General features: G+C 35.2%; 18 protein-coding genes. 3 read left to right on the top strand and 15 right to left on the bottom strand.

The window, feature by feature from the left end; translation table 11 throughout:
• The first annotated feature begins 196 nt into the window (after positions 1-196).
• On the top strand, positions 197-2,359 hold the full coding sequence (locus tag CAP47_RS07600) for a S46 family peptidase (protein WP_100776116.1): 2,163 nt from the start codon (positions 197-199) through the stop codon (positions 2,357-2,359).
• A gap of 94 nt (positions 2,360-2,453) precedes the next feature.
• On the opposite strand, the gene CAP47_RS07595 is transcribed toward CAP47_RS07600, so the two are convergent.
• The gene (locus CAP47_RS07595; protein WP_100776073.1) at positions 2,454-3,635 is read right to left on the bottom strand and encodes a dicarboxylate/amino acid:cation symporter; all 1,182 of its coding nucleotides are present in this window, start codon (positions 3,633-3,635) and stop codon (positions 2,454-2,456) included.
• An 81-nt stretch (positions 3,636-3,716) separates the two neighbouring features.
• Here CAP47_RS07595 and CAP47_RS07590 point away from each other — a divergent pair, with 81 nt between their 5' ends.
• Complete coding sequence (locus CAP47_RS07590) at positions 3,717-4,280, top strand: GNAT family N-acetyltransferase (RefSeq protein WP_100776072.1); 564 nt, start codon at positions 3,717-3,719, stop codon at positions 4,278-4,280.
• Positions 4,281-4,286: 6 nt separating this feature from the next.
• Here CAP47_RS07590 and CAP47_RS07585 read toward each other — a convergent pair whose 3' ends face one another.
• The 3 genes from CAP47_RS07585 to CAP47_RS07575 all read right to left on the bottom strand — a co-directional run bounded on the left by CAP47_RS07585 (position 4,287) and on the right by CAP47_RS07575 (position 6,303).
• Positions 4,287-4,880 carry a transferase hexapeptide repeat family protein gene (locus CAP47_RS07585; protein WP_100776115.1) on the bottom strand — a complete coding sequence of 198 codons (594 nt, stop codon included), beginning with the start codon at positions 4,878-4,880 and terminating at the stop codon, positions 4,287-4,289.
• Between the two features lie 67 nt (positions 4,881-4,947).
• Positions 4,948-5,271, bottom strand: a complete 324-nt coding sequence (locus CAP47_RS07580; RefSeq protein ID WP_238140998.1) for a GIY-YIG nuclease family protein — start codon at positions 5,269-5,271, stop codon at positions 4,948-4,950.
• A gap of 279 nt (positions 5,272-5,550) precedes the next feature.
• On the bottom strand, positions 5,551-6,303 hold the full coding sequence (locus CAP47_RS07575) for an enoyl-CoA hydratase/isomerase family protein (protein ID WP_100776071.1): 753 nt from the start codon (positions 6,301-6,303) through the stop codon (positions 5,551-5,553).
• 280 nt (positions 6,304-6,583) lie between these two features.
• On the opposite strand from CAP47_RS07575, the gene CAP47_RS07570 reads away from it, so the two are divergent.
• Positions 6,584-8,725 carry a S46 family peptidase gene (locus CAP47_RS07570; protein ID WP_100776070.1) on the top strand — a complete coding sequence of 714 codons (2,142 nt, stop codon included), beginning with the start codon at positions 6,584-6,586 and terminating at the stop codon, positions 8,723-8,725.
• Between the two features lie 77 nt (positions 8,726-8,802).
• On the opposite strand, the gene paaZ is transcribed toward CAP47_RS07570, so the two are convergent.
• The 11 genes from paaZ to paaC all read right to left on the bottom strand — a co-directional run bounded on the left by paaZ (position 8,803) and on the right by paaC (position 18,425).
• Positions 8,803-11,313, bottom strand: a complete 2,511-nt coding sequence (gene paaZ / locus CAP47_RS07565; protein WP_100776069.1) for a phenylacetic acid degradation bifunctional protein PaaZ — start codon at positions 11,311-11,313, stop codon at positions 8,803-8,805.
• A 50-nt stretch (positions 11,314-11,363) separates the two neighbouring features.
• The gene (locus CAP47_RS07560; RefSeq protein ID WP_100776068.1) at positions 11,364-11,696 is read right to left on the bottom strand and encodes a type II toxin-antitoxin system PemK/MazF family toxin; all 333 of its coding nucleotides are present in this window, start codon (positions 11,694-11,696) and stop codon (positions 11,364-11,366) included.
• The gene (locus CAP47_RS07555) at positions 11,693-11,938 is read right to left on the bottom strand and encodes a CopG family transcriptional regulator (RefSeq protein ID WP_093243823.1); all 246 of its coding nucleotides are present in this window, start codon (positions 11,936-11,938) and stop codon (positions 11,693-11,695) included. The genes CAP47_RS07560 and CAP47_RS07555 overlap by 4 nt, the downstream gene beginning before the upstream one ends.
• Before the next feature lie 219 nt (positions 11,939-12,157).
• Complete coding sequence (gene pcaF / locus CAP47_RS07550; protein WP_100776067.1) at positions 12,158-13,363, bottom strand: 3-oxoadipyl-CoA thiolase; 1,206 nt, start codon at positions 13,361-13,363, stop codon at positions 12,158-12,160.
• Between the two features lie 224 nt (positions 13,364-13,587).
• Positions 13,588-14,022, bottom strand: a complete 435-nt coding sequence (locus CAP47_RS07545) for a PaaI family thioesterase (protein ID WP_100776066.1) — start codon at positions 14,020-14,022, stop codon at positions 13,588-13,590.
• Positions 14,023-14,036: 14 nt separating this feature from the next.
• Positions 14,037-14,402, bottom strand: coding sequence for a four helix bundle protein (locus CAP47_RS07540; RefSeq protein WP_100776065.1), 366 nt, complete (start codon positions 14,400-14,402; stop codon positions 14,037-14,039).
• Between the two features lie 42 nt (positions 14,403-14,444).
• The gene (locus CAP47_RS07535; protein ID WP_100776064.1) at positions 14,445-15,623 is read right to left on the bottom strand and encodes a 3-hydroxyacyl-CoA dehydrogenase NAD-binding domain-containing protein; all 1,179 of its coding nucleotides are present in this window, start codon (positions 15,621-15,623) and stop codon (positions 14,445-14,447) included.
• A 92-nt stretch (positions 15,624-15,715) separates the two neighbouring features.
• On the bottom strand, positions 15,716-16,081 hold the full coding sequence (locus CAP47_RS07530; RefSeq protein ID WP_100776063.1) for a four helix bundle protein: 366 nt from the start codon (positions 16,079-16,081) through the stop codon (positions 15,716-15,718).
• Between the two features lie 87 nt (positions 16,082-16,168).
• A complete protein-coding gene (locus tag CAP47_RS07525; protein WP_093243801.1) occupies positions 16,169-16,951 on the bottom strand; it encodes an enoyl-CoA hydratase-related protein in 783 nt (260 codons plus the stop codon).
• A gap of 36 nt (positions 16,952-16,987) precedes the next feature.
• Positions 16,988-17,488: a 1,2-phenylacetyl-CoA epoxidase subunit PaaD gene (paaD, locus tag CAP47_RS07520; RefSeq protein WP_100776062.1), complete on the bottom strand. Its 501-nt coding sequence runs from the start codon at positions 17,486-17,488 to the stop codon at positions 16,988-16,990.
• 157 nt (positions 17,489-17,645) lie between these two features.
• Entirely contained in the window at positions 17,646-18,425 is a 780-nt protein-coding gene (gene paaC / locus CAP47_RS07515; protein ID WP_100776061.1) for a 1,2-phenylacetyl-CoA epoxidase subunit PaaC, read from the bottom strand.
• Positions 18,426-18,551: the final 126 nt, after the last annotated feature.

Here is an 18,551-nt window from a genome sequence, read left to right as displayed (position 1 = left end):
ATTTTAGCGTTAAAAATAAAATAGGCAAAGCCATTTCTTTACATCAAATAGCATGTGAACAAAATTTTTAATCACGAAAGCGTCTTAGAATCGTCCGCAAATTCAAACAAGAAATTAAAAAGTCACCTCAAAATTTATTATTTTGCGGCTTGATGGCTTTTTGCCTATTATGACATAAAATATTTATAAACTTATGATGAAATTAATTCGATTATTTGTCTTTTTATTCGCCTTACCGCTTTTTGCACAGCAAGGCGGAATGTGGATTCCCTCTCTACTTGAAGGAATGAACGAAAATGAAATGCAAAACCTTGGCATGAAAATGTCGGCTGAAGACATTTACAGCGTCAACCAAAGCAGTCTTAAAGATGCTGTCCCTCATTTTAATGGTGGATGTACTTCTGAAGTGATCTCACCGCAAGGTCTTTTATTGACAAACCATCACTGTGGTTATGGTCAAATTCAATCGCATTCTTCTGTAGAAAACGATTATTTAGCCGATGGATTTTGGGCTAAAAGCAAATCGCATGAATTGGCTAATCCAGGAATGACAGTCACTTTTATTGTAGAAATCACTGATGTGACTGAGCAAGTTTTAAAAGATACTGAATCTGCTTCTTCAGAAGAAGAACGCCAACAAATCATTGAAAGAAACAAACAAAACGTTGTTGAAAATTCTCCTAAAGAAGAATGGCAAACTAACCGTGTAAGTACTTTTTATGGCGGAAATCAGTTTATGTTATTTCGTGTAGAAACATTTAAAGACATCCGTTTAGTTGGTGCGCCACCTTCATCAATTGGTAAGTTTGGTTCAGATACTGACAACTGGACGTGGCCAAGACATACTGGCGATTTTGCTTTGTTTAGAATTTATGCTGACGAAAATAACAGGCCAGCAGAATACAGTGAAGACAATGTGCCATACACACCTAAACATTACTTACCAGTAAGTTTAGACGGTGTTGAAGAAGGCGATTTCACTCTTGTTTTTGGTTTCCCAGGCTCAACTGACGAATACTTACCTGCGGTTGCAATCGAGCAATTGGTTGAAACAATTAACCCTGCACGAATCGGTTTACGAGAGGTTGCTTTAAAAGAGCAAGATGTTTTTATGCGTAAAGACAAAAAAATAAAAATTCAGTATGCTTCTAAATATTCGAGCATTGCCAATTATTATAAAAAATGGATTGGTGAGAGCCAAGGGATGAAAAAAACTGGTGTTGTCAACATTAAAAAAGACCAAGAAAAAGAATTTATGCAGCGTGTAAAAGCTGAAGGTCTTGAGAATGAATATGGCTCAATATTAAGCGATTTTGATAAAGCCTATGCTGAATACGAAGATTACAATTTAGCTTATAACTTGTTTTCTGAAGCATTTGTCAGAAATGTTGAGTTGCTTAGAAATGGTTTCCAGCTTTATCAATTGGAACAAATTCTGAACAATAGAGGCAAACAATCTTTTAATGATCGTAAAGATAATTTACTAAAAAGATTCAAATCTTCTTACAAAGATTACAGCGCGCAAGTTGATGAAAAGGTTTTTGAAAAAGTGATTGAATATTATGCGCATGAAATGCCAGAGCAGTTTATTTCAAATGAATTAAAACAGAAAAATAAAGCTAACTTAACACAAGAAATTTATTCAAGTTCAGCTTTAACTTCTTATGAAGCTCTTGAAGATTTATTGAAAGGGAATCCTAATAAAGTTATTAAAAGATTAAATAAAGATTTAGGTTACACTTTCGTTAAAGAGCAAGCTGAAAAATTTTACACTGAAGTTTTACCAACTTATAGAAGTAAAAGTTTAGAGATTGAAGCAATTCAGAAAAAATACATGAAAGCGATTGTGGAGTTAAGTCCGAAAGAAGCGCGTATTTTCCCAGACGCTAACGGAACACTTCGCGTCACTTACGGTCAAGTGAAGGGTTACAGCCCTAAAGACGCTGTTTACTATGAGCCAGTAACACATTTAGAAGGCGTTGTTGAAAAATATGTTCCTGGTGATTATGAATTTGATGCACCTCAAAAACTTTTAGATTTACACGCCAATAAAGATTATGGCAGATACGCTGATAAAGATGGCAAGATGCCGATTAACTTTATAGGAACAAACCACACAACAGGCGGAAACTCTGGAAGCCCAGTCATTGATGCACATGGGAACTTGATCGGTTTAAACTTTGACAGAGTTTGGGAAGGCACGATGAGTGATTTCTTTTATGACCCTGTGATTTCAAGAAATATTATGGTTGATGCACGTTATATTTTATTTATCATTGATAAATATGCAAATGCAACACATTTAATTAATGAAATGAAATTGGTTCACCCAAAATCGAAAGATAACTCATCAAAATAAACTTCAATAATCAGAAGATTATTGCAAAAAAAAGTCGTCTCAAAAATTATTTTTGAGACGGCTTTTCTGATTTTATATTAGTAAAGTTTAATCATCAGGAAGTTGAAGTTTCTTTTTTATCTCTTACAATTCTGTTTACAATTAAAGCAATTGCACCATCACCCGTAATATTAGCGGCTGTACCAAAACTATCCATCGCGATGTAAAGTGCAATCATTAAAGCTTGTGCTTCTGCATCGAAACCTAACATCGTTTGTAAAATACCCACGGCAGCCATAATTGCTCCTCCAGGAACACCAGGCGCTGCAACCATAGCAATACCAAGCATCATCACAAAACCTGCAAACATTCCGAAATTAAAATCCATGCCTTGCATCAGCATCAGAGCCACAGCACAAGCCACAATTTTCATCGTGCTTCCTGCCAAGTGAATTGTTGCGCCTAAGGGAATAACAAAATTAGCAACTTTAGGAGAAACCCCATTTTTCTCAGCTTGTTGAAGTGTCACAGGAATTGTTGCTGCTGAAGATTGCGTTCCTAAAGCTGTAAAGTAAGCTGGTGCCATTGTTATCAATGCCTTAAATGGGTTTTTCTTTGTAATTGCCCCAGCAATGATATATTGAATCACCATCAATAAAATGTGCATGATAAAAATCACACCGATAATTTTGACGAAAACTGATAAAACAGAAGCCACTTGCCCTTTAAAAGCAATAGCCGAGAAGATACTTAAGATATAAAGTGGTAAAAGAGGAATAATCACTTTCTCAATTAAAAACATGATGATTTTCTGAAAGTTAGAAGTTACTTTTTTCAGCGCGCTATTTCCTAAAGGCGCCAAGCCTAAACCAATGACAAATGCAAGAACCAAAGCAGACATCACATCTAAAACTGGCGGAATTGTCAATGAAAAATATGGTGTTAATTCTCGCGCCGTCTCTTCTATAGCTTGAACATTTTGAGCTTCAATAAACGACGGAAATATACTAGATGCGACAAAATATGTTGAAAACCCTGAAAACAATGTTGAACCATAAGCTAAGGCAGCTGTGATTAGCAGGAGTTTACCTGCGCCTTTGCCTAAATCTGCTATCGCTGGCATGATCAAACCAAGAATAATTAACGGAATTGCAAAACCTAAAAACTCACCAAAAAAAGCATTAAATGTGTTGACAATCCGGTTGACTGATTCAGGCGTATATAAGCCAATCAGAATACCTAAAATAATCGCGACAAAAACCTTGAACAATAAATTGTGAGTTATTTTCTTAAGCATAATCTTATGATAATTTTTCTGTGAAGATTGACAAATATACTATCTATGCACTCAAAATAAACCAATCAGCTTATTTTTCTCATGTCGATTCAGATAACCTCAGCCAATATCTCTCATGCTAAAGATTCAGCACAGCTTCTTTTGGCCGCTATGGAGGATTTGATTTATTATTATATCGGATCAGAAGATAAAAATAGTGCTATTGATTTTCTTGTAAATCAATTTAAAATCGAGAACTCGCTTTACAGCTATAAAAATTCTTTTGTCGCATTAATCGATCAAAAGGTTGTTGGTCTTCTTGTGGCTTATGATGGAGAAATTCATCAAAAACTACAACAGAACCTAATTGAATCACTCAAAAAAGATTATCATTTTAATGATGAATTAAACCCTGAAACTGAAGAAGGCGAATTTTATATTGATGCGTTAAGTGTTAATCCAGAATACCGTGGTCAGAAAATCGGGAGTCAATTGATTTCTTTTGCAGAGAATTACGCTCAGAAAAATCAGTTTAAAAAGATAGGTTTACTTGTCGATGAAGAAAACCCAGCCGCAAAGAGATTGTATTCACGATTGGGTTTTAATTATACGCATACGGTCAATCTCGACACGCATGCTTATGAACATTTGCAGAAAAGCTTATAGCTAATTTTATTTTTTCATTTCCTGAAGAGTTTGATAAAAATTTTCTTGCTGTGGTCTATTTTCTTGAACTTCTCTCAGAGGCTCAACCTCCTCTAAACCTTCATGACAATCAGAAGGTAAACGCTGGTAAAGTTTTGTTCCTGCAGTTTTCCAAGCAATCATATCGTCAGAAACTTCTTTGATAATTTTTGCAGGATTTCCTACAACCAAGCTTCTTTTCGGAATCTTAGTTTCAGCCTTTACAAAAGCCATTGCGCCAATGATGCTTTCATCACCAATTTCTGCATCATCCATAATCACAGAGTTCATTCCGATAAGACAATTCTCGCCTAAGTTTGCACCATGTATCACAGCACCATGCCCTACATGCGCTCTTTTTTTCAGTGTAATACTTTTTCCAGGAAACATATGAACTGTACAGTTTTCCTGAACATTCACACCGTCTTCTAAAATAATTTCGCCCCAATCACCACGAATGGCAGCACCAGGACCGATATAACAGTCTTTGCCGATAATAACATTACCAGTCACTGCCGCTAAAGGATGCACAAAACTGCTTTCGTGTACGACAGGAATATGATTTTTAAATTTGTAGATCATAATTTTTTCTGTGTAGGCAGAAATCTTTTTCAATCACAGATGATTGATATTAATAATTCTTTATAGTTTATTCTCTCAACCTTGTTCGGTTAAAATTAATATTCCAGTTTTCACTTATGTCGATCCAAGATGGATTCATATCTATAATGTGTTTGATCTTCCACTCTCGTTTCCATTTCTTAAACTGTTTCTCTCTGATGCTAGCTCTCAATCCATTATCAAATTCCTCGAAGTAAACCAGTTTATGACAATTATATTTGGCTGTAAAAGATTTAGGATAAATCTTTAATTTATGTTCTTTTACTCTTTCTTCAATATTATCAGTCATACCAATATAAAGGACGCCTTGAGGTTTATTGGTCATAATATAAACGTACCAAAGTTTTTTCATTGTATAAGATTAAAACTCATCGTTTCAAGTATGTTGAATTTCTAAATTAATGTAAGATAGTCAAAATCCTATAAATTCCCACGTAGGTGTGAATCTCAAGCTAAACTGAATAAATTCCCTTACTCAAAATCTATATTTCTTACTCTTGCGCTTTAAGATTCCTGCCTGCAATGAATTCCCACGTAGGTGTGAATCTCAAGCTAAACTGAACCTATTCCATTTAATCAAACTCAATACTTCTTACTCTTGCGCTTTAAGATTCCTGCCTGCGCAGGAATTTTATTTAAACCTTTCCAATTTCTCTTTTGTAAAATCAGATAAGACCAATCGTCCGCTAATTTTTGCACGTTCATTCAGTAGTTGATCCCAATCTTCTGTTCCTCTCCAGAACATTTGTTTCATCTCTTTGACCGCTTCAGGATTATACTCGCATAAATTTTTTGCAAAGTCAATAACGGCTTCATCAAGCTCTTCAGTTGAGTCATAAACATTCGCATATAAACCTTTCTGCTTAGCCCATTCAGGTGAATAAAATGTGTTTGCATCAATTGCAATTTGAGACATTCCGCTTGCGCCTAATTTTCTTTGAACCGCAGGCCCAACAACAAAAGGTCCTATCCCTAAGTTTAATTCACTTAGTTTAATCGCAGCATATTTTGTAGCCATGCAATAATCCATCGCAGAAGCTAAGCCAACACCACCGCCAACAGTTTTACCTTGCACCCTTCCGATAATAAATTTCGGACATTTACGCATTGCATTAATCACATTTGCAAAACCCATGAAGAATTTTTCTCCTTCGGTTTCATCTTGGATATTGATGAGTTCTGTAAAGCTAGCACCTGCACAAAAAGTACGATCACCGCCAGATTTCAGGATAATCACTAAAACTTCATCATCTTGGCCAACTTCGGTAATTGTGGTTGCTAATTTTGATAAAATATCACTCGGTAAAGAATTATGCGCAGGATGAAAAAATTCAACGGTTGCGACTTTATTTTCAATTTGTTTCTTAACGTATGCTTCTTTCATTTTTTTTATTTTTTATATCCAAAACTAATGAATGTTAGCTTTAATGCCAATACTTACAACTTAAAGCTTTTGACTTACCATAAAAAATCTGAAAATCTAACAAACCTAATCTTCAAAAAATAACATCATCAACTTGAAAATCTATCATACGAGATTAAACTTTCATCTTATGATGAAGTCTTAAAAGTCAATAAAAAGTATATTTGTGACTAGATAATTATTCTTAAATATCTAGTTTAATTATTGCTTTACTCAATATTTATTTAATAGTAATAGACTTATGAAAAAGATTATTTTTGGTTTACTCCTTGCACTGTTTATTCTACCAGTCAAGGCAAATGAAGGCATGTGGTTTTTGATGCACATCGAACGACTCAACTATGTTGACATGCAAAAAATGGGTTTACAATTAACGCCTGAAGAAATTTATAGCGTTAACAACTCTAGCTTAAAAGATGCCATTGTTCAGTTTGGTGGTGGTTGTACTGCTGAAATTATTTCTGATAAAGGTTTAGTTTTAACAAATCACCACTGTGGTTACGGTGCAATTGCAGAACTTTCTACTGCAGAAAACGATTATTTAAACAACGGATTTTGGGCTCAAAATCATGAAGAAGAATTAAAGCCTGAAAGCTTATCAGTAAGATTTTTTGTCAGAATGGATGATGTTTCTAAACGTATTTTAGGTCAGGTGAATGATGAAATGACTGAAGATGAGCGTGAAGCTGCTATTAACAAAGAAATTGCTAAAATTCAGAAAGAAAATGATGAAGGCGGAAAATACACAGTTTCTGTTAAATCATTTTACAACGGAAATGAATTTTACTATTTCGTTTATGAAGATTACAACGATGTTCGCTTAGTAGGAACACCTCCAAAAAGCATTGGTAAATTTGGTGGAGATACTGATAACTGGGAATGGCCAAGACACACTGGTGATTTTTCTCTTTTTAGAGTTTATGCAGACCAAGATGGTAATCCTGCTGAATATTCTGAAGACAATGTCCCGTTAAATCCTAAACATCATTTACCAACGAGCATCAAAGGATTTAAAGAAAATGATTTTGCTATGATTTTGGGTTACCCAGGAAGAACAAATCGCTGGATGCCTTCTGGCGGAATTGAGCAAAACGTAGAATACGCATATCCTGCTTGGGTTGAGGCTTCAAGAACATCGATGGATGTGATGGAAAAATATATGAGCGAAGATGCACAAGTGAATTTAGATTATGCTTCAAGTTATGCAGGAATTGCAAATTACTGGAAAAACAGACAAGGTATGATCGATGCTTTAAAGCAACATAAAACTGCAAAAAGCAAGCGCAAGGCCGAAAGAAAGTTTAAAAGATGGGCGAAAAAGAATGAAGATGGCAAATATAAAAATGTGATGCCTGTCATTAATGATTATTACGATAACACAAATGAAATAAGTCGTCATGATAACTATATGCGTATTTTATTACGATCAAAAATTGCGACGATTCCTTATCGTGTTGGGCAAACAATGGAATATTATGCTGAGCAAAATGAAGCAAAACAAGCTGAATTGATGCCAAGGATAAAAGCACAAGTAACGCGTCTTTATGACGGTTTGCATTTGCCTTTAGAAAAAGATCTCTTAGCAGCACAATTACAACTTTACACAGAAAAAGCTGAAAATATTGCGCCAATGGTGAAAGAGATTGCTGACAAAAATGGAAACACTATTGAAGCGTGGACAAATTACATTAATAAGAATATTGATAATAGTATCTTCAGATCTGAAAAAGAAGTGAATAACTTTTTAGATAACCCTGATACTGAAGTTTTAGCAAAAGATCCGCTTTACTTACTTTCAAATGATTTATTGACACGTTACCGTTACAAATCTGAAGAGCAAAAAGCTTGGGACGACAAGTTTAAAAAATCTTTCAGATTGATGGTAAAAGGAATGCGTTTACAAAACCCGGATAAAAAGTATTATCCAGATGCAAACAGTACTTTGCGTTTGACTTACGGGAAAGTCATTTCTTTACCTGAAGATGAAACAAATGATGCAAAGCATAATTATTATACTACTTTAAAAGGAACTGTTGCAAAATATCAGCCAGGTGATGATGAGTTTGACATGCCTAAAAAACTCATCGAATTATATGAGAATAAAGATTTTGGACAATATGCTGATGAAGATGGCTATTTGCCTGTCAACTTCCTCACTGATAATGATATTACTGGAGGAAACTCAGGTTCACCAGTTTTAAATGGAAATGGTGAATTAATCGGTCTTGCTTTTGATGGAAACATTGAAGCCATGGCGGGTGACGTTATTTTTGACGATGAATTACAAAGAACAATCAGTGTTGATATCAGATACGTTTTATTCTTAATCGATAAATATGCTGGCGCAACACATATTATCGATGAATTGACTTTAGTGAAATAAAACACTTTAAGTTTTTGATTAAAAAAGCCGTTTAAATTCGAATTTAAACGGCTTTTCTTATGCTTTACAATGAAACATTAAATCAAACCAAATTGCTCAAAATGATGATTGATATGTTTTCTGTTAAGAAGTTTCCATTCAAAATAAGTCAACTCTCCAAAAACAGCATTGCTAATCATCTCATCTGGATTTTCTTGATGAAATTGATGAAAATCATCATAAGCCTTTAAGAAAGATTTTTTTGCTTCATCAAAACTTTCATGTTTTAGAGGCTCAAGTTCATTTTGTTTCATCAAAGGATGTTTATAACCTTGAGGCATTTTTTCATAAGTATAAAGTGTTTCTTTCACTTTATCAAGATGTTCTTCAGGTGTGATAATTTCAACATCACCTCCTAAACCTCTTCCTAATTTAAAACTTCCCTCTAAATGTTCAAGCATGTGCTGAGGCATCATCATTCCCCATTCTGGTTTTTGGTCTTCTTTTAAAAGGCTTAATTTTTCCTCTAAAAATGAGCGATCAATTTCATGGAAAACATCTTGCTTTTTTTGCACCATTGTCAGAATCGTGGCAATCGCAACGAGTTTATCTTCTTCATCAACAGCTTCTGTATCAAACACCTCAACATACCATTTTACAATTCCGCTCGGAAGTTCAGTTCCTTTCTGATCTCTATCAACTTTTTCTTTACAGGTTAAACGGACATGAATTGTATCGTTATGATAAAGTGGACGTAAGAATCGAATTTCTTCTAAACCATAATTTGCTGCCACTGGACCTTTATTAGGATAAACAAATAATCCTGCAGCTGCAGAAATAATGAAATAGCCATGAGCGGTTCTTTTTTCAAAAATACTGCCTTCAAGAGAAGTGATATCGGTATGCGCATAAAAATGATCCCAGGTGAGATTCCCGAAATTAACAATATCCGTATCCGTTAAAGTACGATTGTGAGTTTTTAAAGACATCCCTGGCTGGATATCCTCCCAATGATAAGCGAAAGGATGTTTTTCAGCTTGCTTATATTTTGCTTTAGGCTGATAAATTCCTGTAATCTCAGTTAAAGTCGTAGGCGAACCTTGTATTGCACAACGCTGCATATAATGCTTGATACCGCGTTTACCACCCATTTCTTCACCGCCTCCAGCACGACCAGGTCCTCCGTGAACTAATAAAGGTAATGGAGATCCATGACCTGTGCTTTGTTTAGCACTTTCTCTATTGATTACTAAAATTCGGCCATGATGTGTCGCTGCATTAACTGTATAATCAGCAGCGATTTTATCATCGTTTGTTGCGATAGAACTAACTAAAGAGCCTTTACCCATTTTAGATAATTCAATCGCTTCACCCATATTTTTATAAGGCATAATGGTACTGACAGGTCCAAAAGCTTCAGTGGAATGCACTGCTATATTTTCATACGGATTGTCTTCTCGCATCACGATTGGCGACATAAATGCACCTTTACTTGTATCTGCACCAATTGTTTGTATTTTTTCTAAATCACCATAAACGATCGAAGCCGTTTTTGTCATTTCTTGAATTCGCTCTCGCACTTCCTGAACTTGATCTTTACTCACCAGGGCACCCATACGGACTTCTTTTAAACGCGGATCACCTATTGTGACTTTCCCTAATGATTTCCCGAGAGCAATTTGAACATCTTCAACTAAATTTTCAGGAACAATTACACGACGAATCGCCGTACATTTTTGTCCGCATTTCACGGTCATTTCATTTCGTACTTCTTTGATAAACAGATCAAATTCTGGCGTACCAGGCTTGGCATCTTCACCAAGAATAGAAGCATTTAGAGAATCTGCCTCCATATTGAAAGGCACAGATTCTTCTAATAACCTCTTGTGTGATTTCAGCATTCTACCAGTATCGGCAGAACCTGTAAAAGTGACCACATCTTGAGATTCTACGGTGTCTAAAATTGAACGAGCAGAACCAGAAATAAGTTGCAAAGAACCTTCTGGTAGAATACCTGAATTGATGATTTCGCGCACCACAGCTTCAGTTAAGAAGGATGTGTTTGTCGCTGGCTTAACTACAGCTGGCATACCAGCCATCCAATTCACAGCACATTTTTCTAACATTCCCCAAACAGGAAAATTAAAAGCATTAATATGCACTGCAACACCTTCTTTAGGAACTAAAATATGATGTGCCATAAATCGGCCTCCGCGAGATAAATCAATAGGATCGCCTTCAACATCAAAAGCTTGATTTGGAAAAATTTTACGCAATGAAGCATTGGCAAATAAATTCCCAAAACCACCTTCAATATCAATCCAGCTATCAACTTTCGTAGCACCTGTTCGGAAACTTACTTCATAAAATTGTTTTTTCTTTTTGGTTAGATGTAAGGCTAATTTTTTGAGCATATTTCCACGCTCTTGGAAAGTCATTTTCCTTAATGTTTCACCTTTCTGACGACCATATTTTAAAGCCTGATCAAAATCAAGTCCTTTTGTATCACTTAAAGCAATTGTTTCTCCGGTGACGGCATCAATTAAAGGAACACCTTCACCTGAACCTTCAACCCATTTTCCATGAATATAACTTTGTAATTTTTGCATTTATTTTGTTTTTTTGATTTAATCTGATAAAAAGACTCAGTTTATCTCATTTAATATTTTAAAATATCAAGAACTGTTTGTTTAACTTTCTCTAATTCCTCTTTAGTAACCTCTCCAATTTTTATTTTAAACCGTTCTTTAGAAAGAGAACGAATATGAAATACCAATATTTCAGAAGTTAATTTTAGTCCATTTTCTTTTGTAGGAATTAAGACTGGATTTCCTTCATAATTATGAATAGCAGTTGAAAGTGGACAAACAACAATAACTCCCAAATTTTTATTTAAGGTATTACCGCTTATAACAACTGCTGGACGATTTCCGCCTTGTTCACTTCCTTTTATCGGATCAAAGTAAACGTTCCAGATATCTCCTTGCTTCATTCTTTATCCAAATTTTGAAGCTGTTTAAAATAATCTGCCATTCCTTCTTCGGCCATCGCCATTATATCTTTATCTTTTGCAGCTCTTCGATATGATTCAGCATATTTCGCTCTTTGAATTTCGTCTAAAAAAATTTGTAAAGCTTTTTCAATGACTTTATTTTTAGGCATTTTTAACTCCTTAGCTGTTTTGGAAAGCTCTTTCAATAAATGATCTGGAAGTGAGGATGTAAATGTTGTCATTTTATATTTATTTAATGTAAATATAATTAATAAATATTAAATATAAGGATCACAATATCAATTAATTAAAAAACCTACATTTCTTACTCTTGCCCTTAAAGATTCCTGCCTGCGCAATATTCCAACGTAAGTGGGAATCTCAAACTAATCTGAATAACACAATTACTCAAACTATACATTTCTTACTCATGCTCTAAAAGATTCCTGCCTGCGTAGGAATTAGGCGCGCTCGATAACCGCAGCATATCCCTGTCCAACGCCAACACACATGGTAACTAGGGCGTATTTTTTGCCGGTTAATTGTAATTCTAGAGCTGCTGAATAAGCTAATCTTGCACCTGTTACACCCAATGGATGCCCGATGGCTATTGCACCTCCATTTGGATTTAAACGCGGATCATCATCTTTTAATCCCCAAGCTCTGATGCATGCTAAAGCTTGAGCAGCAAAAGCTTCATTCAATTCGATGATATCCATATCATCCATCGTTAAACCTGTTTTTTTCAAGGCTTTGTTTGAGGCTTCAACAGGACCAATTCCCATGACACGCGGTTCGACGCCAACAACAGTTGAACTCAAAATTTTCGCCATTGGTTTTAAATCATATTCCTTGACTGCTTTTTCTGAAGCTATAATTGTTGCTGCAGCGCCATCATTCAGACCTGATGAATTTCCAGCAGTAACGCTTCCTCCTTCTCTGCGAAAAGCTGGTCTTAATTTTGCTAAAACCTCTAAAGATGTATTAGGTTTTATAAATTCATCTTGATTAAAGAGAATCGGGTCTTTTTTACGCTGAGGAATTTCTACTGTGACAAGTTCTTTAGCTAAGCGGCCATTTTCTTGAGATTTACTGGCTTTCATCTGACTCCAATAAGCAAAGGCATCTTGATCTTCTCGGGAGATATTGTATTTGTCTACTAAATTTTCAGCCGTCACTCCCATTCCATCAACACCATACAAAGCTTTCATTTTTGGATTCACAAAGCGCCAACCAAAACTTGTATCGTACATTTTTGCATCATTTCCATAAGCAGAAGATGGTTTAGCTATTGCGTAAGGTCCTCGTGTCATGTGCTCAACTCCTCCGCTAATAAATAAATCTCCATCGCCAGCTTTAATAGCACGATTGGCATGAATAATCGCGGAAAGTCCGCTACTGCATAATCGGTTAACAGTTTCGCCAGGAACACTATGGGGTAGACCAGCTAATAAAGAACACATTCTTGCGACATTGCGATTGTCTTCACCTGCTTGATTAGCACAGCCTAGAATCACATCGTCATAAGCTGATTCTGGAATATTCGGGTTTCTTTTAACGATTTCTTTAATGACTAAAGCGCCCAAATCATCTGTTCTAACGGGAGATAAAGTTCCTTTATAATTCCCAATAGGCGTTCTGATTCCGTCGATGATATATGCGTCCATTTCTAATTTTAAATTTTAGGTTATTAATTTTAAATGCAAAAGATAAAGTTTTTAATACGAACCCTCTAATTTTTCACTTTTACATTTTAAATTTTATGGTCAACTATTTTGCGCAAGGGATAGAGCGTTTGTTGAAGCTCTTTATTAATTGCTGCCTTTTACAGCAATTAATAAAAGCGACTCGCGAAAGCCCGACCCGATAGGGTTGCGCCCTAATTATTATTTTAAATATTCCATTCTGCATTTGTGCGATATGCGACACCCTTGAAAAGTGCAACAATTTCGTTTTCTTTCTGAACTTCAACGATATAAAATCCGAGTTTATTTTTCATACTTTTTAAGTCTGAAGTTGCCGTAATGACATCGCCTTCTTCAAGTGCCTCAATGTGATTGATTGAGGTTTCGATAGAAACGGCTTTTCGACCCAAAGTGTTTGTTGCAAAACCAAAAGCGGTATCGGCTAAAGCGTATGTGATACCGCCATGTGCCTTTTTCATGCTGTTGAGCATGTCTTTACGAATTATCATTTTGACTTGACAATAGGCTTCTCTGACCTCAACAATTTCGATGCCTAACCACTGGCTGAAAGCGTCAAGTGAAAGCATCTTTTCAGGTATTAGCTTGTCGGTAATAGGCTGTTGATTTTTACTTTCTTCCATTATTATCATTAATTCTATTTAAGATTTTTAAACGTAATGAGCTTAATCATTTTAGCGAGTTCTGTCAAAAATTCACGATTTTTCTCATTCTGCTGTTCATTGATGTAGCTTCTCAAGGAAGCCTTTGAACTGCATGCAACACATTCATGCATACTGTGATATGCGTTTCCTAAATAATTATAAAACTGCTTATCCGTACCGGAGGAACCTTCGGCTATATTCAAGGCTATAGAATCGCTAGCTCTTTTGAATTGAGAAGTCAACTCAAAGCGTTCTGGTTTTGGGAATTGTTTTGTTTGATTATGAACGTATTCTCCGAATTCTATTGCCTTTTGGTAAACCTTTAAATCCTCAAAATTAAAATGATATTTAGATTTCATATTCGTAGTTTTTCTACTAATCTCTAACTAAAACTGACTACCTCAGACCTCAAACCTATTGTCTAATTTCTTCATTTTCCTCAAAAGCGGGCTACATCTATATCTGTCTTCATGGTACTTATCATAAAATGCATCCATTTTTTCTACGCACCAATTTATACCTTTTTCGTTTGCCCAAGCGAGTAGGCCTTTAGGGTAATTGACGCCTTTAGTCATTGCTAAGTCTATGTCTTTTGCTGTTGCGATATTTAAAAACAGAGCATCTGCAGCTTCATTGATAAGCATCACTAAAATTCGATCAAGAATTTGATTTGCTTTTTCATGGTTAAAAGATTCTGAATCAAGTTCAGGATGATCATTTTTATCAATCTTGCCATCTTTATAATGGTAAAAACCTTTTCCGGTTTTCCTTCCGAGGTAACCAGCTTCTGACAAGCGTTTTTGAGTGAAAGATGGTTTGTAACGCGGATCGTAATAAAACTCTTTAAAAACTGTCTCTGTCACTGTGTAATTGACGTCGTTTCCAATAAAATCCATCAACTCAAAAGGTCCCATTCTGAAACCGCCTAAAGTTTTCATAGCCTGATCAATCTCTGCAAAACTTGCTCCTCCTTCTTCATAAATACGAAGTGCTTCTCCGTAAAAAGGACGCGCCACACGATTCACGATAAAGCCAGGTGTGTCTTTTGCAAGCACGCCTACTTTTTTCCAATCGGCTATAATTTCAACAACTTTATTTTTAACATCATTTGAAGTTTGTACAGCTGGAATAATTTCAACCAAAGGCATAAGTGGTGCAGGATTAAAAAAATGAATGCCAATCACGCGTTCCGGATTTTCTAGTGAAGCTGCAATAGAAGCAATTGAAAGTGATGATGTATTTGAAGCGATAATTGCATCTTGAGATTGTAAGCTTTCTAGCTCTTGAAGGACTTGTTTTTTGATATCAAGATTTTCGACTATTGCTTCAATTGTTAAATGAGCATCGCCTAAATCTTTTAAAGAGTTAACATAAGTGATATTACTTTGAATTTTGTTTTTTTTGTCTATTTCAATTCTTCCTTTTTCGATTAAACGCGCTAGAACTTTTTCTAATTTTGTTTTGCTTTTATCTAAAGCTTCTTCTTTAGTATCGTAAAGCTTTACTTCACATCCGGCGGTTGCTGCAACTTGTGCAATGCCGCTTCCCATGGTTCCTGCTCCTATTATAGCTACTTTCATATGTTAGAATATTGAATATCGAATAATTAATGCTGAATGATGAAATTTTAATTAAGCGATAATTGAGATTTTTAAATTTTTCTATTTTAATATTATCTGTTTTTTTGTTCCGAAGTTCTAATACTGGTTACGAAGATGGCTATGAGTTGATTATTTTCTTCTAATAATCCATCTACTTCTTTTATATTCTCAAAGAGTTTCGCTTCTTTTTGAATTTTTAAATTCACTAAGGATTCACGCAGTTCTTTTAAACATAAACGCATTTTATGCAGAAAATCTCTCGGTGATTGTGCACTTTGAGCTTCACCATAGTTGAGTGCCGCAGAGGTCGTGGATCTTATTAATTGTTTTGAAAGATGTTGAGAAGCGAACGATCCTTCCATTTTATCACAGGCAAGGATTATTTTAACAGAAAGATTAATTAAACGCTCTTCAATATCATATTTATAATTTGGCATCTTAATTTTTGTAAAGTTTAAACCCTTTTCTTTTTCTCCTACACCAATTACTAGGCTATTCTTAATTGAATATTCAGTATTCGATATTTATTCCCCTTCAAACTTCGGTTTTCTCTTTTCTACAAAAGCATTAACGCCTTCTTTATAATCTTTTGAAGATGCGGCTTCTATTTGGAATTTACTCTCTAAAGCTAATTGTTCATCCAAATTATTTGTAAAAGACTGATTCATTGCTTCTTTGGTTAGTGCTAAAGCTTTAGTTGGCATTTGTGCCATTTTTTCAACTAACTTAATGCTTTCTTCTTCAAATTTTTCAGCAGAGAAATATTTATAAATCATTCCTAAACGTTCAGCTTCAACTGCATCAATTTTATCGCCTAACATCATCAAGGCAGAAGCTTTCTGGAAACCAATTAAGCGCGGTAAAAAGAAAGTTCCTGCAGAATCAGGGATCAAACCAATTTTACTAAAAGCTTGAATAAAAGCTGCATGTTCAGAAGCTACTACAACATCACAAGCTAAAGCAATATTCGCTCCTGCCCCGGCTGCGACACCATTAACAGCTGCGACAATTGGCTTAGATATTTCTCTAATCAGCCGAATAATCGGGTTGTAGTGTTCTTCAAGAATAGCTTTAAAACCTGGATTTAATTCAGGTTGAGTCACTTCTTTTAAGTCTTGCCCAGCACAAAATGCTTTTCCGTTACCTGTGATCAAAATCGCTCTAACCTCAGTATTTTGAGCAGCATTTTTTAAGGCATCTTGCATTTCGAATGCCATTTCACGATTAAAACTATTAAAAACATCTGGTCGATTTAAATTGATCAATGCGACTTGGTTTTTTATTTCTGCTTGTATATTTTTATTCATATTGAACTATAAAAAAGATTCCTGCTTATGCAGAAATTATATTAAACATTTAAAATAATCAAAGGGTTCTTGACAGTCATCACATTTAAACAAAGCCTTGCAAGCTGTTGATCCGAATTGACTAACAAGATGTGTATTAGTGGATTGACATTGAGGACATTTGACGATTTGCTCCTCACCTAACAAAGCGCGTTTATCAGCTGAGGCATCAAGAGGTGCTGCGATTCCGTATTCTTCCATTGCTTTTCTGCCTCGTTCTGTAATCCAGTCTGTTGTCCAGGCTGGTGCTAAAATTAATTTCACATGAGGCTCATACCCTGCTTTTTTAAAAGCTGAAGTGATGTCGTCTCCGATTACATCCATGGCTGGACAACCGCTGTAAGTCGGTGTAATTTTTATAAATGCTTGATCACCCTCTATTTTTGCTTCACGCACAACACCTAAATCAAATATTGAAATAACTGGTATTTCAGGATCTGGAACCTCTCTTAAAATAGGTTCTAGCTTTTTATCGATATGTGCTTTTTCTTGAGTCATAATGTTGAATAGTCAATACTGATATTTCAAATTTTTTAATCGAACTTCATGGTTCTCAATATTCTGATTAATGATTCCTGCCTGCGTAACATTCCCATGCAGGTGGGAATCTCAACTTTTCACTCTTGCGCTTTAAGATTCCTTCCTGCGCAGGAATTTACCATTTCATACCAGGATATGTGCGTTGCATATATTGCATTTCTGTCAAAATAAAACCCATATGTTCACTATGAATTCCTTTTTTACCGCCTTTTTGGAAAAATTTCAATTCAGGTACTTTTAAAGCTGCTTCTTCTAAAACCTCAGAAACATCTTTATAATATTTTGTTTTTAATTTCTTAACATCAACACCTACACCTGCTTCAATCATTTTTTCATCTGCTTCAGTTGTATGAAAAAGTTCATCTGTGTATTTCCATAAATCATCAATGGCTGTTTGCATTTTTTGATGACTTTTTTCAGTTCCGTCTCCTAAACGTTTGACCCAATCTGATGAAAACCTCTTATGATAACTGACTTCTTTGATGGTTTTTTTAGCGATTGCCACCAATGTTTCATCTTTTGAATTTTGTAATTCTGTCATCAACATAAAGTGAAAGTGATCAAATAAAAACTGACGACCTATGCTGTATGCAAAATCTTTATTGGGTTGCTCTACTAAAAGTACATTAAGGTATTCTCGCTCAGTTCTTAAAAAAGCTAAATCGTCTTCTGTCACATCTTTATCTGATATTTCAGCTGCGTATTGAAAGTAACTTCTCACTTGCCCAAATAAATCTAAAGAGATATTTGTCAACGCGATATCGACTTCTAAAGTCGGTCCGTGACCTGTTAATTCGCCCAAGCGTTGACCTAATATCAAACTATTATCAGCAATGCCATAAATATATTTGATCATATTCTCGCTAAAGCTTGAATCTTTTTGTTTTGAACTCATTTTATTTATTATTTATTCAAAAATATTTTGTTTTCTTCTGTTTGAGCGAGGCTTGTTAGTTATTGAAAATCAAGCTTATTCACTCTTCAGCTCTAAAATTTTATCCATATAAAATTTTCTCACTCT

Origin of the sequence: Psychroflexus sp. S27 (assembly GCF_002810405.1) — a bacterium.
GTDB lineage: Bacteria > Bacteroidota > Bacteroidia > Flavobacteriales > Flavobacteriaceae > Psychroflexus > Psychroflexus halocasei_A.
Note: the sequence above shows the minus strand (reverse complement) of the source record. Positions and strands in the feature narration are given on the sequence as shown.